The sequence below is a fragment of the Mycobacterium europaeum genome (genome assembly GCF_034555895.2).
GTDB classification, from domain to species: domain Bacteria; phylum Actinomycetota; class Actinomycetes; order Mycobacteriales; family Mycobacteriaceae; genus Mycobacterium; species Mycobacterium europaeum.
Genome location: NZ_CP157315.1, coordinates 1,095,632 through 1,121,713 on the forward strand (window position 1 = coordinate 1,095,632; position 26,082 = coordinate 1,121,713).

General features: G+C 67.3%; 23 protein-coding genes. 13 read left to right on the forward strand and 10 right to left on the reverse strand.

Features of this window, described 5'->3' with window-relative positions:
* Window positions 1-80: 80 nt before the first annotated feature.
* Window positions 81-731, reverse strand: coding sequence for a TetR/AcrR family transcriptional regulator (locus U8D42_RS05265; protein ID WP_322858990.1), 651 nt, complete (start codon window positions 729-731; stop codon window positions 81-83).
* Between the two features lie 105 nt (window positions 732-836).
* Here U8D42_RS05265 and U8D42_RS05270 point away from each other — a divergent pair, with 105 nt between their 5' ends.
* A complete protein-coding gene (locus U8D42_RS05270; protein ID WP_322858989.1) occupies window positions 837-2,114 on the forward strand; it encodes a cytochrome P450 in 1,278 nt (425 codons plus the stop codon).
* 153 nt (window positions 2,115-2,267) lie between these two features.
* On the opposite strand, the gene U8D42_RS05275 is transcribed toward U8D42_RS05270, so the two are convergent.
* A complete protein-coding gene (locus tag U8D42_RS05275) occupies window positions 2,268-3,095 on the reverse strand; it encodes an oxidoreductase (RefSeq protein ID WP_322858988.1) in 828 nt (275 codons plus the stop codon).
* 140 nt (window positions 3,096-3,235) lie between these two features.
* Between U8D42_RS05275 and U8D42_RS05280 the strand changes: the two genes are divergently transcribed.
* Window positions 3,236-4,108, forward strand: coding sequence for a helix-turn-helix transcriptional regulator (locus U8D42_RS05280; protein WP_322858987.1), 873 nt, complete (start codon window positions 3,236-3,238; stop codon window positions 4,106-4,108).
* 73 nt (window positions 4,109-4,181) lie between these two features.
* On the opposite strand, the gene U8D42_RS05285 is transcribed toward U8D42_RS05280, so the two are convergent.
* Window positions 4,182-5,054: an NAD-dependent protein deacetylase gene (locus tag U8D42_RS05285; protein WP_322858986.1), complete on the reverse strand. Its 873-nt coding sequence runs from the start codon at window positions 5,052-5,054 to the stop codon at window positions 4,182-4,184.
* Between the two features lie 64 nt (window positions 5,055-5,118).
* Window positions 5,119-5,658, reverse strand: coding sequence for a cysteine hydrolase family protein (locus tag U8D42_RS05290; RefSeq protein WP_085240247.1), 540 nt, complete (start codon window positions 5,656-5,658; stop codon window positions 5,119-5,121).
* A gap of 59 nt (window positions 5,659-5,717) precedes the next feature.
* Here U8D42_RS05290 and U8D42_RS05295 point away from each other — a divergent pair, with 59 nt between their 5' ends.
* Window positions 5,718-7,760, forward strand: coding sequence for an NAD(+) synthase (locus U8D42_RS05295; RefSeq protein WP_322858985.1), 2,043 nt, complete (start codon window positions 5,718-5,720; stop codon window positions 7,758-7,760).
* A gap of 52 nt (window positions 7,761-7,812) precedes the next feature.
* On the opposite strand, the gene U8D42_RS05300 is transcribed toward U8D42_RS05295, so the two are convergent.
* Both U8D42_RS05300 and U8D42_RS05305 read right to left on the reverse strand, forming a co-directional pair.
* Window positions 7,813-8,220 (reverse strand): hypothetical protein, encoded by a 408-nt coding sequence (locus U8D42_RS05300; RefSeq protein WP_085240249.1) that lies wholly within the window; start codon window positions 8,218-8,220, stop codon window positions 7,813-7,815.
* Window positions 8,221-8,315: 95 nt separating this feature from the next.
* Window positions 8,316-9,194, reverse strand: coding sequence for a ribokinase (locus tag U8D42_RS05305; protein WP_322858984.1), 879 nt, complete (start codon window positions 9,192-9,194; stop codon window positions 8,316-8,318).
* A gap of 333 nt (window positions 9,195-9,527) precedes the next feature.
* Between U8D42_RS05305 and U8D42_RS05310 the strand changes: the two genes are divergently transcribed.
* The 10 genes from U8D42_RS05310 to U8D42_RS05355 all read left to right on the forward strand — a co-directional run bounded on the left by U8D42_RS05310 (window position 9,528) and on the right by U8D42_RS05355 (window position 20,294).
* On the forward strand, window positions 9,528-11,756 hold the full coding sequence (locus tag U8D42_RS05310; RefSeq protein WP_322858983.1) for an adenylate/guanylate cyclase domain-containing protein: 2,229 nt from the start codon (window positions 9,528-9,530) through the stop codon (window positions 11,754-11,756).
* Complete coding sequence (locus tag U8D42_RS05315; protein ID WP_322858982.1) at window positions 11,753-13,198, forward strand: mechanosensitive ion channel family protein; 1,446 nt, start codon at window positions 11,753-11,755, stop codon at window positions 13,196-13,198. The genes U8D42_RS05310 and U8D42_RS05315 overlap by 4 nt, the downstream gene beginning before the upstream one ends.
* 105 nt (window positions 13,199-13,303) lie before the next feature.
* Window positions 13,304-14,563, forward strand: a complete 1,260-nt coding sequence (locus U8D42_RS05320) for a glutamate-5-semialdehyde dehydrogenase (RefSeq protein WP_085240253.1) — start codon at window positions 13,304-13,306, stop codon at window positions 14,561-14,563.
* A 37-nt stretch (window positions 14,564-14,600) separates the two neighbouring features.
* Window positions 14,601-15,476 (forward strand): AAA family ATPase, encoded by an 876-nt coding sequence (locus U8D42_RS05325; RefSeq protein ID WP_085240254.1) that lies wholly within the window; start codon window positions 14,601-14,603, stop codon window positions 15,474-15,476.
* Window positions 15,477-15,485: 9 nt separating this feature from the next.
* Window positions 15,486-16,931: a vWA domain-containing protein gene (locus U8D42_RS05330; protein WP_322858981.1), complete on the forward strand. Its 1,446-nt coding sequence runs from the start codon at window positions 15,486-15,488 to the stop codon at window positions 16,929-16,931.
* Window positions 16,932-17,027: 96 nt separating this feature from the next.
* A complete protein-coding gene (nadD, locus tag U8D42_RS05335; protein WP_244275262.1) occupies window positions 17,028-17,666 on the forward strand; it encodes a nicotinate-nucleotide adenylyltransferase in 639 nt (212 codons plus the stop codon).
* The gene (rsfS, locus tag U8D42_RS05340; protein ID WP_085240257.1) at window positions 17,663-18,052 is read left to right on the forward strand and encodes a ribosome silencing factor; all 390 of its coding nucleotides are present in this window, start codon (window positions 17,663-17,665) and stop codon (window positions 18,050-18,052) included. The genes nadD and rsfS overlap by 4 nt, the downstream gene beginning before the upstream one ends.
* Window positions 18,049-18,720 carry a glucosyl-3-phosphoglycerate phosphatase gene (gene gpgP, locus U8D42_RS05345; RefSeq protein ID WP_085240258.1) on the forward strand — a complete coding sequence of 224 codons (672 nt, stop codon included), beginning with the start codon at window positions 18,049-18,051 and terminating at the stop codon, window positions 18,718-18,720. The genes rsfS and gpgP overlap by 4 nt, the downstream gene beginning before the upstream one ends.
* Window positions 18,710-19,459: a diglucosylglycerate octanoyltransferase gene (gene octT / locus U8D42_RS05350; RefSeq protein WP_322858980.1), complete on the forward strand. Its 750-nt coding sequence runs from the start codon at window positions 18,710-18,712 to the stop codon at window positions 19,457-19,459. The genes gpgP and octT overlap by 11 nt, the downstream gene beginning before the upstream one ends.
* A gap of 4 nt (window positions 19,460-19,463) precedes the next feature.
* Complete coding sequence (locus U8D42_RS05355; protein WP_085240260.1) at window positions 19,464-20,294, forward strand: DegV family protein; 831 nt, start codon at window positions 19,464-19,466, stop codon at window positions 20,292-20,294.
* Here the strand turns inward: U8D42_RS05355 and U8D42_RS05360 are convergent.
* The 4 genes from U8D42_RS05360 to pe all read right to left on the reverse strand — a co-directional run bounded on the left by U8D42_RS05360 (window position 20,291) and on the right by pe (window position 26,070).
* A complete protein-coding gene (locus U8D42_RS05360; RefSeq protein ID WP_090420697.1) occupies window positions 20,291-23,200 on the reverse strand; it encodes an RND family transporter in 2,910 nt (969 codons plus the stop codon). The genes U8D42_RS05355 and U8D42_RS05360 overlap by 4 nt on opposite strands.
* A complete protein-coding gene (locus U8D42_RS05365; RefSeq protein WP_085240262.1) occupies window positions 23,197-23,616 on the reverse strand; it encodes an MmpS family transport accessory protein in 420 nt (139 codons plus the stop codon). Before U8D42_RS05365 ends, U8D42_RS05360 begins: the two co-directional genes overlap by 4 nt.
* 218 nt (window positions 23,617-23,834) lie before the next feature.
* On the reverse strand, window positions 23,835-24,893 hold the full coding sequence (locus U8D42_RS05370; protein WP_322858979.1) for an NAD(P)H-dependent amine dehydrogenase family protein: 1,059 nt from the start codon (window positions 24,891-24,893) through the stop codon (window positions 23,835-23,837).
* A 76-nt stretch (window positions 24,894-24,969) separates the two neighbouring features.
* The gene (gene pe / locus U8D42_RS05375; protein ID WP_322859467.1) at window positions 24,970-26,070 is read right to left on the reverse strand and encodes an acyltransferase PE; all 1,101 of its coding nucleotides are present in this window, start codon (window positions 26,068-26,070) and stop codon (window positions 24,970-24,972) included.
* Between the last annotated feature and the right edge of the window lie 12 nt (window positions 26,071-26,082).

The window sequence follows — 26,082 nt, forward strand, 5'->3', positions numbered from 1 at the left end:
CGCATAGTACGCTAATAGATAGCACCCTAACTATGTCGTTCTGGTCACAGCGGCAGTGAAGCCTCCGGGCGACCGTCGCATCAGCGGGCCGAAGCGGGTTTGAGATAGAGGGCTCCCCAGACGATTTCCGCCAGTGTGGCGGCCAGTTCCGGGTCGTAGGCGGGCGGATTGCCCGGGAGGTTCTGCTGGCACGCGCGCTCAACCATCCACGTCAGCGCGCTGGCCGTGGTGGCCGCCGCCAGGCCGGGGCGGATGGACCCGTCGGCCTGGCCTTCTTCGATGACCCGGGTCAGCCGCCCGCTGATCGCCGTCAGCAGGTTGTGGTAGGTCGCGGTCACCAGCGGGTCGTAGCCGGCCATCTCGTTGAGCGCGACCAGCACCGGTTGATGGCGCCGATAGCTGGCGATGATCCCCTCCATCGCGGCGCGGACGTCGTCGGGATCGTGCCGCGACGACACGCTCCACCAGCGATCCGCGCTGTCGGCGAGGTCGGCGAACACCTGATTGGCCAGGCGGCGCAGCAGGTGGCCCTTGTCCTCGAAGTAGATGTAGAAGCTCGCGCGGGAAATGCCGGCCTCGGTCGACAGCCGGTCGACACTGAGCTCGGTGAAACTGGTGCCCCCGCGCATCAACCGCTCGGTGGCGTCGAGTAGCCGCCGCTCGATCTGCTCTCGCCGCTGCTGACGCCCCTGCTCGCGGTTGGCCTGCGGCTTCCGGGTGACCGATGGCATTCACCCAGCATAGAACCATTTTTGACAGCTTGACTAGACACTCTGTCTAGGAATAGTGTCGCTGACGTCCTGTGACCGAGGTCATACACACTGGAGGTGGGTCCCATGACCCTGACGACCAAGACGTCCGGCGCCCAGCAGCCCGGCCGGGCCTACGACCCGATCGACCTGTCCTCGCGTGCGTTTTGGTCCACGACCGCGGCCGATCGGGAACGTTCGTTCGCGGTGCTGCGGGCCGAGCGGCCGGTGAGCTGGCACCCGCCGGTGGAGGACGCCCTGATGTCCGACCCCGACGATCCGGGCTACTGGGCGATCACGCGTCGCGCCGACATCGTCTCGGTCAGCCGCAACAACGAGGCGTTCCTGTCCGGCCAGGGCGTGATGTTCGAGAACATCCCGGTCGAGTTGCTCGAAGCGTCCCAGTCGTTCCTGGCGATGGACCCGCCGCGACACACCAAGCTGCGCAAGCTCGTCAGCGCCGCGTTCACCCCCAGGCAGATCCGCCGCATCGAGGACTCGATCAGGGCGAACGCCAAGGCCATCGTCGAAGAGCTGCGCGCGGCCGGAAGTGGGGCCGACTTCGTCGACCACTGCGCCAAGCAACTGCCGATCCGCACCCTGTCGGACATGGTGGGGATCCCGGAGTCGGAGCGTGAGCGCGTGGCGCGCGCCGCCGACGCGCTGGTGTCCTGGGCCGACCCCGTCTACCTCGACGGTCGCAACGCGCTGGAGGTCCTGGTCGAAAACCAGGTGTATCTGCACCAGATCGCCGGCACGCTGGCCGCCGAGCGTCGCGAGCGTCCCGGCGACGACCTGTTCAGCGGGCTGGTCAACGCCGAGGTCGACGGCGACCGGCTGACCGACGCGGAGGTGGCCGCCTTCTTCGTGCTGCTTTCCGTGGCCGCCAACGACACCACCCGTCAGACCACCAGCCACGCGATGAAGGCGCTCACCGACTTCGCAGACCAACGTGCCTGGCTGCTGGAGGATTTCGACACCCGGATCGGAACGGCCGTCGAGGAGTTCGTCCGCTGGGCCAGTCCGGTGATGAGCTTCCGCCGCACGGTGGCAACGGATTTCGAGCTCGGCGGCCAGACGATCCGGGCGGGCGAGAAGGTCGTCATGTTCTATCCGTCCGGCAACTGGGACACCGAGGCGTTCGACCACCCGGAGCGCTTCGACCTGAGCCGCAGCCCCAATCCGCACGTCGGCTTCGGCGGCGGCGGGGTGCACTTCTGCCTGGGCGCCCACGTGGCCCGGGCGCAGCTGCGCGCCATCTTCGGCGAGTTGTTGCGCCAGCTGCCCGACATCCAGGCCGGTGACCCGACATACGTGGCGGGCAACTTCATTCACGCCGTCCGCAGCATGCCGTGCACCTTCTAACGGGCGATAACGCCTGTCGCCCAAGGCTTGTCGGCAGCACGCCCCACCACCATCGGACTCAGCACATGAGGATGCAGAGGTGTCGGGCCCGCAATGGTCTCCCGTCGCGGCCGTCTGCCGGCGGCGCTACGACGCGCCATATCGCCGATGCTGTCACCCGACGTAGTCGGTCGATAGCGTGGTCTGCCTCCAAGCCTGCAAGTCGGTGTTGAGCAGATCGAACTTCTTTTCCAGCCGGGAGAAGCAGTCGGACCCGAGGGCCAGCCGCACGGGCGGGACGTCCAGGTGAGCGACGTCGACGATGACCGCCGCGGCTTTGATCGGGTCACCCACCTGCGCGTGGTTGGTCTGGATCGACCAGGTTCGGGTGTTGGCGACTGTTTCGTAATCCTCGATTACCGCCGACGCGGTGAGCAGGCTGCTGGAGTCGAGGAAGTCCGTCCGAAAGGTACCCGGCTCGACTGCAGTCGAATAGATCCCCAGCGGGCCAAGCTCGGCACGCAGTGATTCGTTGAGGGCTTCGACAGCGTGCTTTGTCGCGGCGTAGACACCCCATCCGGGACTTCCGGTCTGACCTGCCACCGAGCTCAGGTGAATTACCCGTCCCTCACGCTGCGCCCGCATGATCGGCAACACGGCCCGCGTTACCGCCATCAGCCCGAAGACATTGACATCGAATACACGTCGAGCGTCGGTGTCGCAGACCTCTTCGACGGCGCCGACGATGCCATGGCCGGCGTTGTTCAGCAGGACGTCGATATGGCCGAACCTGTCGGTGGCTGCCGCGACCGCGCGGGAGATACTCGTCTCGTCGGTCACATCCAGCGAGGTGACGAGCAGTCGATCATCCTCGGGCAGCTGATCGGCGATCGTTTCGGGTTTGCGACCGGTGGCGACCACCTGATCGCCTCGCCTGAGCGCCTCCCCGGCGACGTGCATGCCCAATCCGCGGGATGCGCCAGTGATCAACCAGGTCTTCATGAGTGCTCTCTCCTCTCGATTCGCTCTTGATTGCTACCCAGATCGTGCTGCCTTCCCGTTCCGCGGTCACCGTGTTGTGTGGTTCTGGTAGGCCCAGTCACTGCACTGACATGAGACCGTGCGGGCGACATACTGGGCTCATGGAGGCGAACAGGCAGCTTCACGATTTCCTGCGTGCCAGGAGAGAGGCGCTCACCCCGCCGGATGTCGGTTTGCCGTGGCAGGTTCAAGGCCGACGGGTCCAAGGCCTGCGCCGGGAAGAAGTGGCCCGGTTGGCCGGTGTCAGTGTCGACTACTACACCCGCCTGGAGCAGGGGCGCGCGCGCAACGCATCTCGTCAGGTCCTCGATGCGGTCGCGGATGCATTACGCCTTGAGCCCCTGGAGCGCAGCCATTTGCACATGGTGGCCCGTCATCGGGCCATCGGACAGGCGGCGCTGCCTAAGCGTCGCCGTGTACGCCCATCCGTGCAGATCGCGCTTGACGCCCTGGAATCCACGCCGGCCTGTGTTCGCGACATCCGGATGAATGTGTTGGGTTCGAACGCGATGTGGAGGAATCTCTATCCCGACCTGAATTCGAGCGGGCGGCCGCCGAACATCGCGCGCTGGACCGTCCTGGACCCCCATGCGCGCGAGGTGTATCCCGAATGGGAACACGTTGCGCGCGAGATCGTCGAAACATTGCAGGCCACCGCGGCGAAGTTCCCCGGCGATGCCGACCTCGAACAGCTCATCGGCGAACTCAACATCGGCTCGACGGACTTTGCGCGGTGGTGGTCCGATCGTCGCGTATTCCAACGGTCGACCGGTACAAAGCGTCTGCGCAACAACATCATCGGCGAGATCACGCTCAGCTACGATGCATTCGGCAGTGTCGCCGATCCCGAACAAGTCCTGGTCATCTATACCGCACCGACTGGCTCGCAGGCCGACGAAGCGCTGCGCCTCCTGGCAAGCTGGAATGCAGCCGTGCACGCGGCGGGCAACACGTCGGCAGCCGAGCGGCCTTAGATACGTCGTTTGCGCGCACCGGCCATCTCGCCACGCGTCACGCCCAGGCGAGTCGATGCCATTTGACTGGGAATCACTTCTGAGACAACACTTCTCGATGCTCGACAAGCGGCAGCGCCAGCTCGTCCGCAAGCAGCGCCAGCAGCTCGGAACAGCCGCCGTCGACCTTGACGGTCGCCAGGTCGTCCCCGCGGGTCCTTCCCCGGTTGATGATGGCGATCGGCATGCCCAGCGCGGCGGCGTGACGCACGAATCGGTAGCCGGAGAACACCGTCAGCGACGAGCCGGCCACCAGCAGCGCGTCGGCTTCGGACACCAGTGAATATGCCCGGTCGACAACATGTTTGGCGACGTTTTCGCCGAAGTAGACGATGTCCGGCTTGAGGATCCCACCGCAGCGCGGGCAGTCGAGATACCGGAACGACGTGGTATCGGCGACGACGGCGTCGGCGTCGGGCGCCACCGCGAGCCCGCCGACCGCTTCGGCGCGCTCGATGAATCCGGGGTTGAGCTCTTCAAGCCGTTCGGCCAGAGCGGCGCGGCTCATGGTGTACCCGCAGCTCAGGCAGACCACTTGGGCGTAGGTGCCGTGCAGATCGACGACGTTGCGGCTGCCGGCCTTGGTGTGCAGCAGGTCGACGTTTTGCGTGATCAGCCCCGTCACCACCGAGGCGTGTTCCAGCGCGGCCAGCGCCCGGTGGCCGGCGTTGGGCAGCGTGTCGTCCATGTGCCGCCAACCGACGTGGTTGCGCGCCCAGTAGCGCTGCCTGAAGACGGCGTCCGAGGTGAACTGGCGGATCGTCATGGGATTGCTGGGCGGTGAATCGGGTCCGCGGTAATCGGGGATGCCGGAGTCGGTGGACAGGCCCGCGCCCGTCAGCACCGCGATCCGGCGACCGGCCAGCAGCGCGACCAGCTCCGGCGATTCTGCGCAGTGGGCGGTCACCTCTTCGAGAGTACGGGCGCGAAGGCCCACCGAGGACGTGCTGCGTACCCGCGCGGCGATGTCGCTAACCGAGGCACTCAGCGGCCGTGGTGAGCTCGGCCGACATGTTCTGCTCCATCATCTTCAGCGCCGCCGCGCCGAGGTCGGGGTCGATGTGGGCGACGGCGTCGGTGGCGATCACGACGGGGAAGTGGCGCACATAGGCGTCGAGCGCGGTGTAGAGGATGCACTGCTCGGTGACCTGCCCGGTGATGATCAGCCGCTTGGTCTCGAGCCGGTTGAGCAGATACGCCAGCGCGGTCGCGTAGAAGGCGCTGTGTCGCACTTTGGTCATCACGCGGCAGTCCCCGGCCGGAACGATCGGTTTGACCAGATCGGGCCGCGCCCCGTCGAGCGCTGATCCGACGATGTCGGAGAACTGGGCGGCGAAGTCGCCGTAGTTGTCGTTGACGTACACCAGGTCGACGTCGGCGGATTCGCGTGCGCGCCCGACCAGATCGGTCAGCGGGTCGATGATCTTGGCGACATTGGGTATTAGTTCCTCAGCATCGGGATGCTGGTAGGTGTTCATCATGTCGACCACGACCACGGCGGTATCGCTCATGAGAAAGGGGATACCCGGCGGCCACGGGTTGACACCGGGCAGGCGACAATGGAAGGGCGATGGACTTTTACAACGCTTACAGCCAGGGGTTTGTCCGGGTCGCCGCGTGCACGCACCACACCGCGATCGCCGACCCGGCGGCCAACGCGGAGTCGGTCTTGCGGTTGGCGCGCGCCTGCCATGACGACGGCGTCGCGGTGGCCGTGTTTCCCGAGCTGACGTTGTCCGGATACTCCATCGAGGACATCGTCATGCAGGACCTGTTGCTCGACGACGTCAGCAGCGCCGTCGAGAGTATCGTCGCCGCCTCGACCGATCTGCTGCCGGTCCTGGTTGTCGGTGCGCCGCTGCGGTATCGGCAGCGCATCTACAACACCGCCGTCGTGATCCACCGCGGCGCGGTGCTCGGGGTGGCGCCGAAGTCGTACCTGCCCACGTACCGGGAGTTCTACGAACGCCGCCAGATCGCGGCCGGAGACGACGAGCGCGGCACCATCCGGATCTGTGACACCGACGTCCCGTTCGGTCCCGATCTGCTGTTCGCCGCGGCGGATATCCCCGACTTCGTGCTGCACGTCGAAATTTGCGAGGACATGTTCGTGCCGATCCCGCCCAGCGCGGAGGCCGCGCTGGCGGGCGCGACGGTGCTGGCCAACCTGTCCGGCAGCCCCATCACGATCGGCCGTGCCGAGGACCGCTGCCTGTTGGCGCGCTCGGCGTCGGCGCGGTGTCTGGCCGCCTACGTCTACGCCGCCGCCGGGGAGGGCGAGTCGACCACCGATCTGGCCTGGGACGGCCAGACGATGGTATGGGAGAACGGCGAACTGCTGGCCTCCTCGGAGCGCTTCCCGAAGGGGGAGCGGCGCAGCGTCGCCGACGTCGACATCGATCTGCTGCGCTCAGAACGGCTGCGGATGGGCACATTCGACGACAACCGGCGCCACCACCGCGGGTCGGCCGAGTCGTTCCGGCGTATCGGGTTCCGGCTGGACCCGCCGGGCGGCGACATCGGGTTGCGCCGCGACATCGAGCGATTCCCGTTCGTCCCCGCGAACCGCGAACGGTTGGAACAGGATTGCTACGAGGCCTACAACATCCAGGTGTCCGGGCTCGAGCAGCGGCTGCGCGCGCTGGACTACCCGAAGATCGTCATCGGCATCTCCGGTGGCCTGGACTCGACGCACGCGCTGATCGTTGCGGCACGGGCGATGGACCGCGAAGAGCGGCCGCGCAGCGACATTCTGGCGTTCACGCTGCCCGGCTTCGCGACCGGGGACCGCACCAAGCGCAATGCCATCGAGCTGTGCCGCGCATTGGGCGTCACCTTCTCCGAGATCGACATCACCGAGACCGCGATGGTGATGTTCAAGGGCATCGACCACCCGTTCGGGCGCGGGGAGAAGGTCTACGACGTCACCTTCGAGAACGTGCAGGCGGGGCTGCGCACCGACTACCTGTTCCGGCTGGCCAACCAGCGCGGCGGCATCGTGCTCGGCACCGGCGATCTATCCGAGATCGGGCTGGGCTGGTCGACGTACGGGGTCGGCGACCAGATGTCGCACTACAACGTCAACGGCGGTGTTCCGAAGACGCTGATCCAGCACCTGATCCGCTGGGTCATCTCGTCCGGGCAGTTCGAGTCCGACGTCACCGACGTGCTGCAGTCGGTGCTCGACACCGAGATCTCCCCGGAACTCGTCCCGAAGGGCGAAGAGGAAGAGCTGCAGAGCAGCGAGGACAAGGTCGGACCGTATGCGCTGCAAGACTTTTCGCTCTTCCACGTGCTGCGCTACGGATTCCGGCCGTCGAAGATCGCGTTTCTGGCCTGGCATGCGTGGAGCGACCCGGATCGGGGTAACTGGCCACCGGGATTCCCCGAGGACAAGCGACCGACATATTCGTTGAAGGAGATCCGGCACTGGCTGGGGGTGTTCGTGCAGCGGTTCTACTCGTTCAGTCAGTTCAAACGCTCGGCCTTGCCCAACGGGCCCAAGGTGTCGCACGGCGGCGCGCTGTCGCCGCGCGGTGATTGGCGGGCCCCGTCGGACATGTCGGCACGCATCTGGCTCGACGAGATCGAGCGGCAGATCCCCGAGGAGTAGCGCGGCGACGGACCCGCCCGGTGATCGCCGGGCGGGCCCGCGAGCGTCCGGTTCACGCCCTCGCGCGGCGCCAGCCCTGGTACTGCAGTTCGGCGAACACCAGCGTGTAGGCGCCGGCCGCCAGGTTCAACGCGACGCCGGCCGTGGTCAGCGGGAAGACGTCTTCGAGCACCAGCACCACGGCGGCCACCGTGTATGCCAGGTTGGCGATGATGACACCCATGCCCGCGCGCCGCACCGAGGGCAGGGCGGCGAGGCCGAACACGACCACGCCGTAGCCGATCAAGAGCGCGGCCATGGCGTACTCGAACGTTGTCGTGGTCCCCGAAAGCTCGGCGAGCCGGCCGGCCAGCGGGATACCCGCCAGCCCGACCACGCCGCTGATGACGGCGTCGGCGCGCATGGCCAGTCGCAGCAGGCCGTCCCGGGTGCCGGTGCGGTCGATCGTGGTCGCGGACATGATGTTCCTTTCGTCGATGGCTGATCGCCACCGACGGTGCCCGCGAACCACTGCCAGGTCGACGCCAGACGCTGCCACCTACTGCCAGCCGCAGGTCAGGCGCGTGATTCGAGCGCCGCGTCGATCGCTTCGGCGTCCGGGGCGCAGTTGCCGGCGCCTGGCGTCAGGGTCGCCAGCGCTCCCGCCGCGCAGGCGCGCCGCAACGCGCGCAGTCGCTGGGCGGGAGAACCGGGGTTGCGTGGCCAGCTTCCGGCCAGCACCCCGGCGAACACGTCCCCCGCCCCGGTGGTGTCCACCGCGGCCACCGTGGGAGCGGGCACCACGAAGTCCCCGTCGGCGCCCACGTACCGCGCGCCGCGCGCGCCCAATGTGGTCACCAGGTGGGTGGGGCGCCACGGCCACTGTTCGGCCTCGGCTTCGTTGGCGATCACGACGTCGGCCTGCGCCGCCAGCTCGGCCAGCGAGTCTTCGTCCCGCCCGGCCGGTGAGGCGTTGACAATGACGACCGCCCCGGCCGAACGGGCATGCCGTGCCGCCGCCACCGCTGCCCCCACTGGAATTTCCAGCTGCGTCAATAATACGTCGCAGCCGGCGATGACGCTTTTCGCGGCGGGGGTGTCCAGGGTCAGCCGCTCGTTGGCGCCCGGGGCGACCACAATGGTGTTCTCGGCGTCGGCATCGACGACCACGATCGCCGTGCCGCTCGGTCCGGGCGTTTCGGCGATCGCGTCCAACCCGACGCCGTTGGCCAGCAGGTGGGCGCGTAACTGTCCGGCGGCCGGGTCGTCGCCGACCGCGCCGACGAATTGCACCCGTGCCCCCGCCCGCGCCGCCGCCACCGCTTGATTGCCGCCCTTCCCACCTGGTCCGTGGGTGAACGACGAAGCCAGCACCGTATCGCCGGGGTGGGGAAGGGTATCGACGCGCAGCGACATGTCCATGTTCACGCTGCCGACCACACATACTTGCGCCATACCCTGACGTTAGCCGGTTGCCGACCCCCGCGTACAGCGCCGTCAAGCATCATGAAAAGCCTTGCTCCTTAGGGATTTTCGCGTCTGAATTCAGCATCCGCACTCGTGGCCGCGCGACGCGGCGAAGCCCTCTCGCACGGCAACCGCGGCGATGGCCTGCCCGACTGTCGTGTCCGCCCATCAGCCTTGCGGTCACCCGGCGCTCGGGAGGTCTCCGACAGCGTGCGTGCATTCTTCACCGCCAACGCTTTGCGGCAATCGCCCATATCTCGAGACGCGCGCGCTAGTGTGCTGCGTGAGCGATGCTGCGTGTCCGAGGAAGGGCGTAGTCGAGTGACATCGAGCGAGCTACGAGACGCTGAGCCGGCTTCCCAGACGGCACCGGCAGCCGCCCCGGCGGAAACGGCTGCGGCGCACCGAGCTGAGTTCCGCAAGGGCCATAAGTCTCGTCGTCGTCGGTTTTTCCGGATCGGCCTGCAATCGAAGCTGCTGCTGACGCTGCTGCTCTGCAGCATCCTGTCGATCGGGGTGATCGGGTTCATCGGGGCGTCGTCGGGCCGCAACGCCCTGCGCCAGGTCGAATCCGAGCGGCTCATCGAACTGCGCGAGTCGCAGGCGCAGCAGGTGCGGTCCCTTTTCAAAGAGGTGACGAATTCGCTGCTCGTGTACAGCGGCGGCTTCAGCATCGTCGAGGCGACGACGGCGTTCACCGACGGCTTCGCACAGTTATCCAACGCGACCATCACGCCGCCCCAGCAGCAGGCGCTCGTCAATTACTACAACGACAACATGATCAAGCCGATCAAGCGGATCACCGGTGAGGAGCTCGATCTCAACGCGATCTTCCCGAGTTCCAACGCGCAGAAGTACCTTCAGGCCAATTACACGGCGCCGTACCCGTCGATCTCCGACGCGCGGAAGGTTCAGGATGCCGGCGACGGCAGCGCGTGGTCGGCGGCCAGCGCCCGCTACGGTTTCTACTTGCACGACATCGTCACCCGTTTCGAATACCCTGACGCGCTGTTGCTGGACATGCAGGGCAATGTCGTCTTTTCGGTGAACAAAGGCCCGGACCTGGGCACCAACATCCTCACCGGCCCTTACCGGGAATCCAATCTGCGGGACGCATACCAGAAAGCCTTGCGCTCCAACGACATCAACTTTCTCTGGATCACCGACTTCCAGCCGTACCAGCCGCAGCTCGATACCCCCACGGCGTGGGCGGTGTCGCCGGTGGGCATCAACGGCAAATTCGACGGCGTCATGGCGCTGCCGCTGCCGATCTCGAAGATCAACCGGATCATGACCGCCGACAAACACTGGGAGGCCGCCGGGATGGGGCCGGCGACCGAGACCTATCTGGCCGGGCCCGACAACCTGATGCGTTCTGATTCAAGACTTTTCCTGCAGGATCCGGCTGAGTACAAGCGCGAGGCCGTGGCCTCGGGTACCCCACCGGACGTGGTGGAGGAAGCGATCAGGCTCGGCGGCACGACCCTGGTGCAGCCGGTCCCGACCGCGGGTCTTCGCGCCGCCCAGCGCGGACAGTCCGGAGTCATCAGCGCCACCGACTACCTGGGCAACAAGGAGCTCGAGGCCTTCGCCCCGCTGTCGTTGCCCAACTCCGATCTGCACTGGTCGATCCTGGCGACGCGGGACAACTCCGACGCCTTCGCGCGCCTGGGCCGATTCAGCAGGACTGTCGTGCTGACGGTGTCGATCATGATCTTCGCCATCTGCGTGGCGTCGATGGTGCTGGCTCAGCTGATGTTGCGACCGATTCGTCGGCTGCAGACGGGCACGCAGAAGATCAGCTCGGGCGATTACCAGGTCAACATCCCGGTAACCACGCGCGACGAAATCGGCGACCTGACCGCGGCTTTCAACGAGATGAGCCGAAGCCTCGCGATCAAGGAGGAGTTGCTCAACGAACAGCGCCGGGAGAACGACCGGCTCTTGCTGGCGCTGATGCCCGAGTCGGTGGTCCAGCGGTACCGCGAGGGACAGGAGACCATCGCGCTGGAACACCAGGGCGTGGCCGTGGTCTTCGCCGAAATCGTCGGACTCGACGAGGTTTCGGTGGACGTCAGCGGCGACGAGCTGGTGGGGATCGTCGACGAGCTGTTCCGGCAGTTCGATTCGGCGGCCGAGTCTTTGGGCGTCGAGCGGATCCGCACCTTCCACAACGGCTATCTCGCCAGCTGCGGGGTGGTCACACCGCGGCTGGACAGCATCCACCGCAGTGTCGACTTCGCGGTGGAAATGCGCCACATCATCGATCGGTTCAACGGCCAAGCGGGTCACGAGTTGCGGCTGCGGGTGGGCATCAGCACCGGCGACGTCATCAGCGGACTGGTCGGCCGCTCCGGACTGGTCTACGACATGTGGGGCGCGGCGGTGAGTCTGGCTTACCGGATGCAAGGCGGCGCAGATGAATCGGGCATCTACGTCACCTCGCAGGTGTACGAGGCGATGCGTGACGTGCGGCATTTCACGCCGGCCGGCACCATCTCGGTCGGCGGGACCGACCAGGCGATCTACCGGTTGTCGGAGCGATCATGAACTTGTTCCAATCATCCTGGTTCTACTGGGCGATCGGTGTCGCGGTCGGATTCCCGGTCACTTTGATCCTGCTCACCGAACTGCACCGCATGCTGGTCCGCCGAAACAGCCAGCTCGCCAGGCAGGTAAGCCTGCTGCGCAACTACCTGCTGCCGCTGGGCGCGCTGTTGCTGTTGCTCGTCAAGGCTTCGCAGGTGCCGGCCGGGGACGAGCCGGTGCGGATCCTCACGACGGTGTTCGGCCTGCTGGTGCTGGTGCTGGTGTTGTCCGCCCTGAACGCCACGGTGTTCGAGGGCGCGCCCGACGACAGCTGGCGCAAACGACTGCCCACCATCTTCGTCGACGTCGCCCGCTTTGGCGTCATCGGCGTCGGCCTGGCGGTGATGCTGTCGATGATCTGGGGTGTCCGGATCGGCGGTTTGTTCACCGCGCTGGGCATCACATCGGTGGTCATCGGCCTGATGCTGCAGAACTCCGTCGGCCAGGTGGTGTCGGGCTTGTTCATGCTGTTCGAGCAGCCCTTCCGGATCGACGAGTGGCTGGACACCGGGACCGCGCGGGGCCGCGTCGTCGAAGTGAACTGGCGATCCGTGCACATCGACACCGGCAGCGGAATCCGGATCATGCCGAACTCGATGCTGGCCAGCACCTCCTTCACGAATCTCAGTCGCCCGTCCCGCGCATACGACTGTGCGATCACAACGAAATTCGCGGCGGGCGACTCGCCCGACAAGGTGTGCGCGATGTTGACGCGGGTGGCCGGGGCGCTGCCGGCCCGAAGGCCCGAAATCCCGCCCACCACCGTCGCCCTGGGCGGCGCCCAGTACCGCACGACCGTCCGGTTGTTGTCGCCCGCCGACGCCGAGGCCACGGAAGCGACGTTCCTGCGCTGGGTTTGGTACGCCGCGCGGCGGGCGCGCCTGCGGCTCGACGGCGCTGACGACAACTACTCGACCAAACAACGCGTGGAGAAGGCGTTGCGCACGGTGGTCGCCCCGGCGTTGCGGCTGAGCCACACCGACCAGCAATCGCTGGTGCCGTACGCCAAGATCGTCCGCTACGGTGCCGACGAAATCCTCGAGTCCGCCGGTGAGGTGTCTCGCGGGGTGACCTTCCTGGTCGCCGGCCGGGTGCGCTTGACCGCGACGACCGACGAGGGGTCCATGGTCCCCGTCACCACCCTGGACGAGGGATCGTTCCTCGGCCTGACCGCGCTCACCCGCCAACCCAACCTCGCCGGTGCATACGCACTGGACGAGGTGACCGCGCTACAGATCGACCGTGAGCACCTCGAGGATCTGGTGATGCGGAAGCCCTTGCTGCTCCAAGACCTGGGCCGGTTGATCGACGAGCGGCAAACCAAGGTGCGGCAGGCAACTCACCATGAGCGGACGGGTCCCGCCCGCCGCGAGGCGCCGACGCCGGCGCAGCGGCTCCGCTGACCCACCCGCGAACGGAATCCTGGTTGCCGGCGCGTCACGCGGTGGCTCGTGCCGCAATAGCCGGGCCGCCTCACCCGGCCGGTGAAGGCCCGCTACCCTGGTTCAATGAGTCTGCAAGCACCTTCGCTGCCTGACTTGCGCCGAGAGGTCCACAACGCCGCTCGCCGCGCCCGGGTCGCCTCCCGCGTCCTGGCGCTTCTGCCGACCGTCGCCAAGGATCAGGCGCTGCGGTCCGCGGCCGACGCGATAGCGGCCCACACCGAGTTGATCCTGTCGGCCAACGCCGAAGATCTCAGCGCCGCCGAAGCCGTCGGCACACCGCCCGCGATGCTCGACCGATTGGCGCTGGACGCCAAACGGGTCGAGGGAATCGCCGCCGGGCTGCGCCAGGTGGCCGGGCTGCCCGACCCGGTCGGGGAGGTGCTGCGCGGCTACACGTTGCCCAACGGGCTGCACTTGCGGCAGCAGCGCGTGCCGCTCGGCGTCGTCGGCATGATCTACGAAGGCCGGCCCAACGTCACCGTCGACGCCTTCGGTCTGGCGCTCAAGTCGGGCAACGCCGTGTTGTTGCGCGGGAGTTCCTCGGCGGCGCGGTCCAACCAGGCCCTGGTGCAGGTGCTGCGCGCTTCGCTGGTCAGCGAGGACCTGCCCGCCGATGCCGTGCAACTGCTTTCGGCCGCCGATCGGGCCACGGTGACGCACCTGATCCAGGCCCGCGGCCTGGTCGACGTGGTGATACCGCGCGGGGGAGCGAGCCTGATCAACGCGGTGGTCCGCGACGCGCAGGTGCCCACCATCGAGACCGGTGTCGGCAACTGCCACGTCTACGTGCACGAAGGGGCCGACCTCGATGTCGCGGAACGGATCCTGTTGAACTCCAAGACGCGCCGGCCGAGTGTCTGCAACGCCGCCGAGACGCTATTGGTCGACGCCGCGATCGCCGACAAGGCCCTGCCCCGGTTGGTGGCCGCCCTCGAGAATGCCGGTGTGACGGTGCACGGCGGGCTTTCGGCGGACGCGGGGGAGGACGACCTGCGCCGCGAATACCTGTCGATGGACATCGCAGTCGCGGTGGTCGACGGCATCGACGCCGCGATCGCGCACATCAACGAGTACGGCACCGGCCACACCGAGGCCATCGTCACCAGCAATATGGCTGCGGCGCAACGGTTTAGTGACGGTGTCGACGCCGCAGCGGTGATGATCAACGCGTCGACGGCGTTCACCGACGGTGAGCAGTTCGGTTTCGGCGCCGAAATCGGCATCTCCACGCAGAAGTTGCATGCCCGCGGTCCGATGGGGCTGCCGGAGCTGACCTCGACCAAATGGATTGCCTGGGGCGACGGGCAAGTCCGTCCCGCCTGAGACCCGCGACGAAAAGTGTTTGAGGAGAACTGAGATAGTGAGCCTGCCCGCCCGGCCCAAGCCGTTGTTCGCCGACATCGATGACGTCTCCCGACGGTTGGCCGAGACCGGTTATCTTCCCGACACCGCGACCGCGACCGCGGTGTTCCTGGCCGACCGGCTGGGCAAGCCGCTGCTGGTGGAGGGCCCCGCCGGCGTCGGTAAGACCGAGCTCGCGCGCGCCGTCGCCGAGGCGACGGGCTCGGGACTGGTCCGGCTGCAGTGCTACGAAGGGGTGGACGAGGCCCGCGCGCTCTACGAGTGGAATCACGCCAAGCAGATCCTGCGCATCCAGGCCGGCTCCGGGGACTGGGATCAAACCAAAGACGACGTGTTCAGCGAGGAATTCCTGCTGCAACGCCCGCTGCTGACCGCCATCCGGCGCACCGAGCCCACGGTGCTGCTGATCGACGAGACCGACAAGGCCGACATCGAAATCGAGGGACTGCTGCTCGAGGTGCTGTCCGACTTCGCGGTGACCGTCCCGGAACTGGGCACGATCACCGCCGAGCGGACACCGTTCGTGGTCTTGACCTCCAACGCCACCCGGGAACTGTCCGAGGCCCTCAAACGTCGATGCCTGTTCTTACACATCGACTTTCCCAGTCCCGAGCTGGAGCGCCGCATCCTGTTGTCGCGGGTGCCCGAATTGCCCCAGCACCTCGCCGAGGAGCTGGTACGCATCATCGGCGTGCTGCGCGGCATGCAGCTCAAGAAGGTGCCGTCCATCGCCGAGACCATCGACTGGGGCCGCACGCTGCTCGCGCTGGGCCTCGACACCATCGACGACTCCGTCGTCGCCGCCACGCTGGGTGTGGTGCTCAAGCACCAATCCGACCAGCAGCGCGCGAGCGGCGAGCTCCGGTTGAACTAGGAATCACCGATGGCCCCACGTCGCATCCGGCCCGCCCGGCCGCTCGCCCGGCACGGACTGCCCGGTCACCTGGTCGGCTTCGTGGAAGCGCTTCGCGGAGTGGGTATTTCGGTGGGTCCGTCGGAGACCGTGGACGCCGGCCGGGTGATGGCCACCCTGGGTCTGGGCGACCGCGATGTGCTGCGGGAGGGCATCGCGTGCGCCGTGCTGCGCAGTCCGGAACACCGCGAGACCTACGACGCCATGTTCGACCTGTGGTTCCCCGCCGCGTTGGGCGCTCGCGCCGTCGTCACCGACGAGGACGCCGACGGGGCGCGAGATGACTCGCTGCCGCCCGACGACGTCGAGGCGATGCGCCAGATGCTGGTCGACCTGCTCACCGAGAATCCCGACCTCGCCGACATGGATGAGCGGCTCGTCGCGATGATCGCACGCATCGTGGAGGCCTACGGCAAGTACAGCTCCAGCCGCGGGCCGTCCTTCTCCTCGTACCAGGCGCTCAAGGCGATGGCGCTGGACGAACTGGAGGGGAAGTTGCTGGCGGGGCTCCTCGCCCCCTACGGTGACGAGCCGACACCCACCCAGGAGCAGATCGCCAAAGCGCTTGCCGCGCAGCGCATCACCCAGTTGCGCAAGATGGTCGACGCCGAGACCAAGCGGCGCACCGCCGAACAACTCGGGCGTGACCACGTCCAGATGTACGGCATCCCCCAGCTTTCCGAGAACGTCGAGTTCCTGCGCGCCTCCGGGGACCAGCTGCGCCAGATGCAGCGGGTGGTGGCCCCGCTGGCCCGGACGCTGGCCACCCGGTTGGCGGCCCGGCGGCGACGCAGCCGCGCCGGGGTGATCGACCTTCGCAAGACACTGCGCAAGTCGATGTCCACCGGCGGCGTGCCGATCGACGTGGTGCTGGCCAAACCCCGCCCGGCACGCCCGGAACTGGTGGTGCTGTGCGACGTGTCCGGTTCGGTCGCCGGGTTCAGCCATTTCACCCTGCTGTTGGTACACGCTCTGCGCCAACAGTTCTCGCGGGTCAGGGTGTTCGCTTTCATCGACACCACCGACGAGGTGACCCACATGTTCGGCCCGGAAGCCGATCTGGCCGTGGCGATCCAGCGGATCACCCGGGAGGCCGGGGTGTACAGCCGCGACGGGCATTCCGACTACGGCAACGCCTTCGCGTCCTTCGTGCAGGCGTTCCCCAACGTGCTGTCACCGCGCAGCTCGCTGCTGGTGCTCGGCGACGGCCGCACCAACTACCGCAATCCCGAGACCGGTCTGCTGGCCCACATGGTGACCGCCAGCCGGCACGCGCACTGGCTGAACCCCGAGCCCAGGCATCTGTGGGGCAGCGGCGACTCGGCGGTGCCGCGCTATCAGGAGATCATCACGATGCACGAATGCCGGTCGGCCAAGCAGCTCGCCACGGTGATCGACCAGCTGTTGCCCGTCTGAATTCTGCCCAGCCTGCGTGGGCTGGGGAATCGGGCGACAACGCCGCCTCAAGTAAGCTGGCAAATCGTGCAAAAGCAGCTGCGCAGGCTGGGCGTGATGGGTGGGACGTTCGATCCCATCCATTACGGGCACCTGGTTGCCGCCAGTGAGGTCGCCGACCTGTTCGACCTCGACGAAGTGGTGTTCGTGCCCAGCGGTCAGCCCTGGCAGAAGGACCGGCACGTGTCCGCCGCCGAGGACCGGTACCTGATGACGGTGATCGCGACCGCGTCCAACCCGCGCTTTTCGGTGAGCCGCGTCGACATCGACCGCGGCGGGCCCACCTATACCAAGGACACCCTGCGGGATCTGCACGCCGTCAACCCCGATTCGCAGCTGTACTTCATCACCGGCGCCGACGCGCTGGCCTCCATCCTGTCGTGGCAGGGCTGGGAGGAGATGTTTCAGCTCGCGCGGTTCGTCGGCGTCAGCCGGCCCGGATACGAGCTGCGGCGTGAACACATCACCGGCGTCCTGGGCGAGCTGGACGACGATGTGCTGACGCTCGTCGAGATCCCGGCGCTGGCGATCTCGTCGACCGATTGCCGTCTGCGCGCCCAGCAGCGCCGGCCCCTGTGGTACCTGATGCCCGACGGCGTGGTGCAGTACGTCTCCAAGCGCCGGCTGTATCGCGGCGGCGAAAAACCGAAGGACACCGTGAGCCGTTCAACCCTGCCCGCCGGGAACAACACGTGACCGCCACCCAGGAGGCCATCGACATGGCGACCGTGGCGGCCGGCGCGGCCGCCTCCAAACTGGCCGACGACGTCGTCGTGATCGACGTCTCAGGCCAGCTGGTCATCACGGACTGCTTCGTCATCGCGTCGGCGTCCAACGAGCGGCAGGTCAACGCTATCGTCGACGAGGTCGAGGAGAAGATGCGCCGGGCCGGCTACAAGCCCGCGCGCCGGGAGGGCACCCGGGAGGGCCGCTGGACGCTGCTGGACTACCGCGACATCGTCGTGCACATCCAGCACCAGGACGACCGCGACTTCTATGCCCTGGACCGGTTGTGGGGTGACTGCCCGGTGGTGCCGGTGGACCTGGCGGACCTCCCCGAAGATCCAGCGGGCACGCAATGACCATTCGCCGCCTGATCATGTTGCGGCACGGGCAAACCGAGTTCAACGCCGGTAGCCGGATGCAGGGCCAGCTGGATTCCCAACTCAGTGAACTCGGGCGGGCACAAGCCGTCGCCGCCGCCGAGGTGCTGGGCAAGCTGCAGCCGTTGCTGATCGTCTCGTCGGACCTGCATCGCGCCTACGACACGGCGATCCGACTGGGGGAGCGCACCGGCCTGCCCATCCGGGTGGACCCGCGGTTGCGGGAAACCCATCTCGGCGAGTGGCAGGGGCTGACGCACACCGAGGTCGACGCGCAGGCCCCCGGCGCCCGGCTGGCCTGGCGCGAAGACGCCACCTGGGCACCGCACGGCGGAGAGAGCCGGGTCGACGTCGCCGCCCGCAGCGTGCCGTTGGTCGCCGAACTGGTGTCCGGCGAGCCGGAGTGGGGCGGCCTCCAGCATGCCGATCGCCCGGTGGTGCTGGTGGCCCACGGCGGCCTGATCGCCGCGCTGTCGGCCGCGCTGCTGAAGCTTCCGGTGGCCAACTGGCCGATGTTGGGCGGCATGGGCAATGCCAGCTGGGTGCAGCTTTCGGGCCATTCGGACGAGGACGCGGGCGTGGCCGCCATCCGCTGGCGCCTCGACGTCTGGAACGCTTCGGCGCAGGTGTCCAACGATGTCCTGTGAGGCCCGGCCCACGCTGCTGATATTCGCCGACTCGCTGGCCTATTACGGGCCGACCGGCGGCCTGCCCGCCGACGATCCCCGCATCTGGCCCAACATCGTTGCCGCCCAATTGGGTTGGGATGTCGAGCTGATCGGCCGCATCGGTTGGACTTGCCGCGACATCTGGTGGGCCGCGACCCAGGACCCGCGCGCCTGGGCGGCGCTGCCGAGGGCGGGCGCGGTCATCTTCGCCACCGGCGGCATGGATTCGCTGCCGTCGGTGCTGCCGACGGCGCTGCGCGAGCTGATCCGCTACGTGCGGCCGCCCCGCCTGCGGCGTTGGGTGCGCGACGGCTACGGCTGGCTGCAGCCCAGGCTGTCGCCGGTGGCGCGCTCCGCGTTGCCTGCGCACCTGAGCGTCGATTACCTCGAACAGACCCGCGGCGCAATCGATTTCAACCGCCCCGGCATCCCCATCGTGGCGTCGCTGCCGTCGGTGCACATCGCCGAAACCTACGGCAGGGCGCATCACGGCCGCCCCGCCACCGCGGCGGCCATCACCGAGTGGGCGCAAAGCCACGATGTTCCCCTGGTGGATCTCAAAGCGGCCGTTGCCGAACACGTCATGAGCGGACGGGGGAATCCCGACGGGATCCACTGGAACTTCGAAGCCCACCAGGCGGTAGCCGAGCTGATGCTCAAGGCGCTGGCCGAGGCCGTGGAGAAGGCTCAAGCGCCGACCGACGAGCCGCGCGGATAGCGTCATGCCTGTCGTGGTGGTGACCGACGCGTCGGCGCGCTTGCCGGCGGAGCTGCTGGACAAGTGGGCGATCCGCGTTGTGCCGCTGCACATCCTGCTCGACGGTGTCGATCTGCGCGACGGCGTGGACGAGATCCCCGAGGACGTCTACCAGCGCCACGCCACCACCGCGGCGGCCACCCCGGCCGAACTGGCCGACGCCTACCAGCAGGCGCTGGCCGACAGCGGCGGGGACGGCGTGGTGGCGGTGCATCTCTCGTCGGCGCTGTCGGGAACCTGCGGCGCGGCCGAACGGACCGCCGCGGACCTGGACCCCCATGTCCGGGTCGTCGACTCGAGGTCGACCGCGATGGGCACGGGCTTCATCGCGCTGGCCGCCGCGCGGGCCGCGGCCGCCGGGGGCGACCTCGACGCCGTTGCCGACGCGGCGAAACTGGCTGTGCGGCACAGCCATGCGTTCATGGTCGTGCACCGACTGGACAACCTGCGCCGCAGTGGACGGATCGGCGGAGCCAAGGCCTGGCTGGGGACCGCGCTGGCGCTCAAGCCGCTGCTGCGCATCGACGACGGCAAACTCGTTCTGGCGCAACGGGTGCGCACCGTCACCCACGCGACCGAGACGATGGTCGACCGGGTCTGCGAGGTGGTGGGCGAGGGTCCGGCCGCGCTCGCGGTCCACCACGTCGCCAATCCGGACGGCGCCAAGGAGGTGGCGGCGACGCTGGCGCGGCGGTTACCCGCGTGCGAGCCGGCGATCATCACCCCGTTGGGGCCGGTGCTGGCGTTACACGTCGGCGCCGGCGCGGTCGCCGTCTGCGTGCAGCTGCCGACCTAGGCCGGCGCCGCGCGCAGGGCGTTGTCGCCGCGCGGATGCACCACCTGCGGCCACCAGAACCACCGCCCCAGCAGCGTCGCGATCGACGGCATCAACAGGGTGCGCACGATCAGGGTGTCGAGCAGCAGACCGATGCAGACCGTCGACCCGAACTGGCCGAGCACCCGTAGGTCGCTGCCGAGCATCGATGCCATGGTGAAGGCGAACACCAGGCCCGCCGCGGTCACCACGCCACCGGTACCGGCCATCGACCGGATGATCCCCGTCTTGAGCCCGGCATGGATCTCCTCTTTGAACCGGGAGACCAGCAGCAGGTTGTAGTCGGACCCGACGGCCAACAGGATGATGACCGAGAGCGCCATCACGATCCAGTGGATCCTGATGCCGAACAAATCCTGCCAAATGAGCACGGACAACCCGAACGACGCCGCGATCGAGCTGGCGGCGGTGCCGACGATCACCAACGCGGCCACCACACTCCTGGTGAGCAGCAGCATGATCATGAAGATCAGCGTCAGCGCCGACACCACGGCGATCATCAGGTCGTACTTCTCGCCGTCGGCCATGTCCCGGAACGTCGGGGCGGTCCCCCCGAGGTAGATCCGCGCATCCGACAGCGACGACTGCTTCAGCGCCTCCTGGGCGGCGGTGCGTTCGGCGTCGACTCGCGAAATGCCTTCCGGTGTCATCGGATCGCTCTGATGGGTGATGAAGAACCGCGCCGACTTGCCGTCCGGTGACAAGAACATGCGCAGCCCCGTCTGGAAGTCGGGGTTCTGGAACGCCTCCGGTGGCAGGTAGAAGAAGTCGTCGTTCTTCGACGCGTCGAAGCTCTGACCCATGACGATCGCGGTGTTGCTCATCGCCTCCATCTGGTCGATCATCGCCTTGAACGTCTGGTACAGCGTCAGCGTGATGCCCCTGGTGGTCTTCAGCGTCGTGATCAGCGTGGGAAACAGCGCGTTGAGGTCGTGGGTGGCTTTGGCGGTGTGCTGGATATCGGCCGTGAGGTAGTGGAACTGTTCGGCCAGCTGGTCGAAGCCGTCGAACGTGTCGAAGAGGGACCGCAACCCGATGCACACCGGGATGTCGTAGCAGTGCCTCTCCCAGTAGAAGTAGGAGCGGATCGGCCGGAAGGTGTCGTCGAAATCGGCGATGTGGTCGCGCAGGGTGTCGGTGATCTGCGACGTCACCGCCGTGGTCTTCGCGCTGTCGTCCGCGGCGTTGGCCAGGTCCAGCGACACCTCGTATTGCCGTTGCGTGGTGTCGATCTGGGTCTGCAGGTCGTCGGCCATCCTGAGGATGTCGGCGATGCGCTCCTTGAGGAAGCCCATGTTCTGCATCGTGGTCTGACTTTGGATGCTGTTCTGGAACGGTATCGAGCTGTGCTGAATCGGAATGCCCAGCGGCCTGGTGATGTCCTGCACCATCGCGATCCCGAGCGTGCGCATCTCGTTCTTGGCCACTCGGTCCAACACCAGCATGTCGGCGGGGTTTCGCATGTCATGGTCGGACTCCACCATCAACATGTCGGGGTTCATCCGGGCCTGCGAGAAATGGCGGTCGGCGGCCGCTTGCCCGAGATTGGACGGGGCGGAGGCCGGTAGGTAGTACCGGTCGTTGTAGCTCGTCTTGTAGCTCGGCAGGGCGATCATGCCGACCAGGACGACCGCGGCGCTGACGGCCAGAACCGGTGCCGGCCAGCGCACGACCGCGGTGCCGACCCGCCGCCAGAGCCGTCCGCCCTTGGCCGCCCGCTTGGACTCGAAGAAGTGAAAACGGCTGCCCACGAAGACAACAGCGGGACCCAGCGTGAGTCCGGCCAGAACCACCACCAGCATGCCGATCGCGACGGGTGCGCCCATGGTGTTGAACCAGGGCAGCCGCGTGAAGCTCAGGCAGTAGGTGGCGCCGGCGATGGTCAGGCCCGACCCCAGCACAACGGGCGCGACCCCTTTGAAGGTGGTGTAGTAGGCGGTTTCTCGGTCCTCGCCGGCGCGCAGCGCTTCCTGGTAGCGGCCAACGAGAAAGATGCCGTAGTCGGTTCCGGCCGCGATCGCCAGCATGGTGAGGATGTTGGCGGCGAAGGTGGTGAGCCCGAAGGCGTTGTGGTACGCCAGGACCGCGACGACGCCCCGCGAACAGGCCAGTGCCACAAAGGTCATGAACAGCTGCACCAGGGTGGTGACGACGGACCGGTAGACCAGCAGCAACATGATCGCGATGGCGCCCAAGGTGAACAGCGTGATCTTGGCCAGGCTGGCGTTACCGATGATGTGCATGTCGTCGGACAGCGCCGCCGGACCGGTGACGTAGGCCTTCACGCCCGGCGGCGCCTTGTTCTCGTCGATGACCTTGCGCACGGCGTCCACGGATTCGTTGGCCAGCGTGGTGCCCTGATTGCCGGCCAGGTTGATCATCACGTAGGCGCCCTTGGAGTCGGCGCTCTGCGCGCCCGCGGCGGTGAGCCGGTCACCCCAGAAGTCCTGGATGTGCTGGATGTGCTGGGGATCCTTGCGGAGGTCCCGAATCAGCTTGTCGTAGTACTGGTGCGCGTCCTGACCGAGGGGCTGCTGGCCCTCGAGGACGATCATGACCGTGCTGTTGGAGTCGAATTCGCGGAAGTTGTGGCCCAGGCGCATCATCGCCTTCATCGACGGCGCGTCCAGCGGTGTCATCGGCGCCGAGTGGGCCTCGCCGACTTTTTCCAGCGTGGGGACGATGACGTTCACCAGCACGGTGACGAACAGCCAGCCCAGGATGATCGGGACCGCGAAAATGCGGATCGCGTGGGGAAGGTAGGGCCGGTGACCGCGCTCGGCCTTGGCTTGAGCCGGTGTCTTGATCGGACCGGTGTCCTCGGTGTCCGCGGTGTCGACCTGGCCCCTGTTGTCGGCGTCGCTCATGCGGACTTCACCAAGCAGAAGGTCTGGGCATTGTGGCCGCTGGAGTGCTGCTGTTCGCGGACGACGCCGTCCACGGTGATCTTGCAGCTGATCTCACTGCTGTCGCTCTGCGCCATGATGTTGGCGCTCACCGACGGCAGGGTCGTAGAGATGGTGGCCGACCACGGCAATGGCGCCGCGTTGACCTGGTGGGTGTTGGCGTTCTCGTCCCAGTAGTTGATGTTGGCCGTGGCCCCGGGCGGCCCGGTGATGTCGTAGACCACGACCTTCGGGTTGAACTGCACGATTTCGATCCCCTTGCCCGCGTTCGCGTTGAGATCCTGTGAGCCGAAAATCTTGTGGAGCCGCGACACGATCAACGCCGAAACGGCCAGGACCACCACCAGAACGAGCGGTATCCACGCCCGTTTGAGCAAACGGGATACGGTGCCGGCTCGTGGACCCGAATCTGGACTAGCCACGCCTGAACCGCCTTCCGCTAACCGCCACCCCGGCGCCGCCGCAAAGCTGACCTACCTCGCCGGCGACACCGGTGTCGCCCGACGCTTTGCTCAGCTAAGCACTCTAAACCTTAGTGCACGCAAGCGTTCCTCCGGGGGCCTCGGTGTGCTGAACGGCACATGGCTGCGGCCGCCTAACGGGCCACCCGGCCGGTCACCGGCGGCAGTTCGGCCAGCGTCACGATCCCGGGTTCGGCGGCGACGACGGCCGGGACGGCATTGGTGACCGGCATCGCGGTGTAGATCATTCCCAGGCCCATGAATCCGGGCTCGGTCCAGTCCTTCGGCGGCAGGCAGTGCAGGACGGTGCGCATGTTGGGCAGCCCGAACACCTGGATGACGTGGCCGTGCTCCAGCGGTTTGGGCGGCACCACGTGATTGCCCATGGTCCAGTTGAAGCCCACGCTGACCACGTTGCGGTCGCCCTCCCAGCCGCGGTGGTAGCCATAGACGCCGCCCACCGTTCCCGCGGGGATCCGCATGAACCCCAGATCGGAATCGCCGGTGGCGGCGGTGAACGTCACGTCGAAGGTCATCCGGTCCAGCTTCGCCCCGATCGCGTCGGCCATCATGGCGGCGGATTCGGCGAAGACCTCGCTTTCGCGCCGCACGCTTTCGGCCAGCCCCGGCGTATCGGGATCCTGCGAGAAGCCCATCGCCGTCTGGGTTTCCGCCGATTCGTAGGTCGAGCAGTCCACCGACTCGGTGATGCGGATCTCGTCGACGCGTTCGCAGGCGCCGGACAGCACCATGCCGACCATGTTGGTCATGCCGGGGTGCGCGCCGCTGCCGAAGATCGTGGAACCGCCTCGTTTGCACGCGTCGGCGATGCGTTCGCGGTCCTCCGGCGTCTGCTTGCCCCCGGTGATCCAGGCCGCGCTGGAGCAGACGTTGACGCCCGCTTCCAGTAACCGCACCAATTCATCGACGTTCGGCCACAACGGGTTATAGCAACACGCGTCGGCGCCCAGGGCGAGCAGCGCGTCGATGTCGTTCGTCGCGCGCACTCCGGTCGGTTCGGACCAGCCGGCCAGTTCGGCGGCGTCCACGCCCACCTTGTCCGCCCCGTGCGCATACACCCCGACCAGGTCCATGTCCGGTCTGCCGATGATGGCGTGCAGCGAACGGCGCCCGATGTTTCCGGTCGTCCACTGGATCACCCGCAGCGGGCGTTCGGCCGCAGTTCTGCTCATCGCGTCTCCTTTGACGTGGCGAATGTGAGCCATTATCGCCGACGCTGTCGCGGCGTACCGGGGCCCGCCTCTTCGGTCAGCGGTTGCCCTGACCGAACGCGGCCATGGAGCTGGACAATATCTGCGAAAACGGGTCGGCACCGCCACCGAAGGTGGCCTGACTGGCCGGTGCGATCACGGCCGCCGGGTCGAAGCCCCGCACCGGATCGACTTGGATCGGAGCGGTCAGTGGGTCGTCGTTTCGCGAATATCCCGCGTTCACCATGGGCGTCAGCTCGGCGTCGAGCTGATTGAGCAGGTCTTCCGGCACCCCGAGGTAGCCCAGGGGCAGCACCAGCGGGAGGTGCTTCTCGGGAATCAGATACGTCGTTGTGGTCGCTCCCCGGGAGTTCACGGTGGTTCTGATGTTCTGCGGCGGCACCATGCTCGGGTCGGTGAACGCGACCGCCGTATGCCCGGTCGCCTCGCCCACCAGGGTGTTGGCGAGGGCCAACAGGTTGTCCGGCCGGTCCGGGAAGTCGGCGATCATGTCGTACGCCGCGACGAACGCCTTGGTGTCGTACTGGCTTTCCACGGGGGGCGGTATGCGGTAGTCCATTGCGGGAACGACGGCGCCGACCGGGAAAACGGAGGTCAGGAAGCTCTGGCCGAAGGCGTGACGCCCAACCGGATTGCCAAAGGTGCTGAAGACCAATTGATTCGGCGGGGGAGCGGCCGGATCGTTCGCCAGCCGGGCCTGCTCGGCGTCAACCACGAGCGAACCCTCGGACAGGCCGATCGCGGCGCCGGGTCCACCCCGGCGGATGGCCGCGTCCAGGTTGTCCTCGCCGACGGCCACCGACTCGCCGATGCTGGGCCCGTCCACTCCCAGGCCCGGGAAGGCTTCGTTCAGCCGGCCGATGCCCGGAAAGAGCCGCTCGAGCACGTGGCCCTGCACCTGCCCCGCCGGGTAGTTGACGATTTCCCGCTGGAGCCCCGGAAACCATCCGGCCCCCAGGCGCCGGCCGTACTCGTCGTAGGGGATGCCCGGGACGTGCGCGCCGCCCAGGGCGTACGCCATTCCGCCGGTGGACGTCCCGTCGCCCGGCGCATCGTCGGCCGTGGCGATTCCGAGGCCGAAACATCCTGTGGCGCTTAGGGTTACCAGAGCGGTAACTCCTGCGAGTAGTTTCTGCATCGCCACTTCCCG

Coding starts and splice junctions, on each gene's coding strand:
- U8D42_RS05280 (WP_322858987.1), top strand. CDS start 3,236: ATGGAGGCGAACAGGCAGCTTCACGATTTCCTGCGTGCCAGGAGAGAG.
- U8D42_RS05300 (WP_085240249.1), bottom strand. CDS start 8,220: ATGTCCGCGACCACGATCGACCGCACCGGCACCCGGGACGGCCTGCTG.
- U8D42_RS05355 (WP_085240260.1), top strand. CDS start 19,464: ATGCCTGTCGTGGTGGTGACCGACGCGTCGGCGCGCTTGCCGGCGGAG.
- gpgP (WP_085240258.1), top strand. CDS start 18,049: ATGACCATTCGCCGCCTGATCATGTTGCGGCACGGGCAAACCGAGTTC.
- U8D42_RS05295 (WP_322858985.1), top strand. CDS start 5,718: ATGGACTTTTACAACGCTTACAGCCAGGGGTTTGTCCGGGTCGCCGCG.
- nadD (WP_244275262.1), top strand. CDS start 17,028: ATGGGTGGGACGTTCGATCCCATCCATTACGGGCACCTGGTTGCCGCC.
- U8D42_RS05270 (WP_322858989.1), top strand. CDS start 837: ATGACCCTGACGACCAAGACGTCCGGCGCCCAGCAGCCCGGCCGGGCC.
- pe (WP_322859467.1), bottom strand. CDS start 26,070: ATGCAGAAACTACTCGCAGGAGTTACCGCTCTGGTAACCCTAAGCGCC.
- U8D42_RS05305 (WP_322858984.1), bottom strand. CDS start 9,194: ATGGCGCAAGTATGTGTGGTCGGCAGCGTGAACATGGACATGTCGCTG.
- U8D42_RS05275 (WP_322858988.1), bottom strand. CDS start 3,095: ATGAAGACCTGGTTGATCACTGGCGCATCCCGCGGATTGGGCATGCAC.
- U8D42_RS05265 (WP_322858990.1), bottom strand. CDS start 731: ATGCCATCGGTCACCCGGAAGCCGCAGGCCAACCGCGAGCAGGGGCGT.
- U8D42_RS05370 (WP_322858979.1), bottom strand. CDS start 24,893: ATGAGCAGAACTGCGGCCGAACGCCCGCTGCGGGTGATCCAGTGGACG.
- U8D42_RS05290 (WP_085240247.1), bottom strand. CDS start 5,658: ATGAGCGATACCGCCGTGGTCGTGGTCGACATGATGAACACCTACCAG.
- U8D42_RS05330 (WP_322858981.1), top strand. CDS start 15,486: ATGGCCCCACGTCGCATCCGGCCCGCCCGGCCGCTCGCCCGGCACGGA.
- U8D42_RS05320 (WP_085240253.1), top strand. CDS start 13,304: ATGAGTCTGCAAGCACCTTCGCTGCCTGACTTGCGCCGAGAGGTCCAC.
- octT (WP_322858980.1), top strand. CDS start 18,710: ATGTCCTGTGAGGCCCGGCCCACGCTGCTGATATTCGCCGACTCGCTG.
- U8D42_RS05315 (WP_322858982.1), top strand. CDS start 11,753: ATGAACTTGTTCCAATCATCCTGGTTCTACTGGGCGATCGGTGTCGCG.
- U8D42_RS05360 (WP_090420697.1), bottom strand. CDS start 23,200: ATGAGCGACGCCGACAACAGGGGCCAGGTCGACACCGCGGACACCGAG.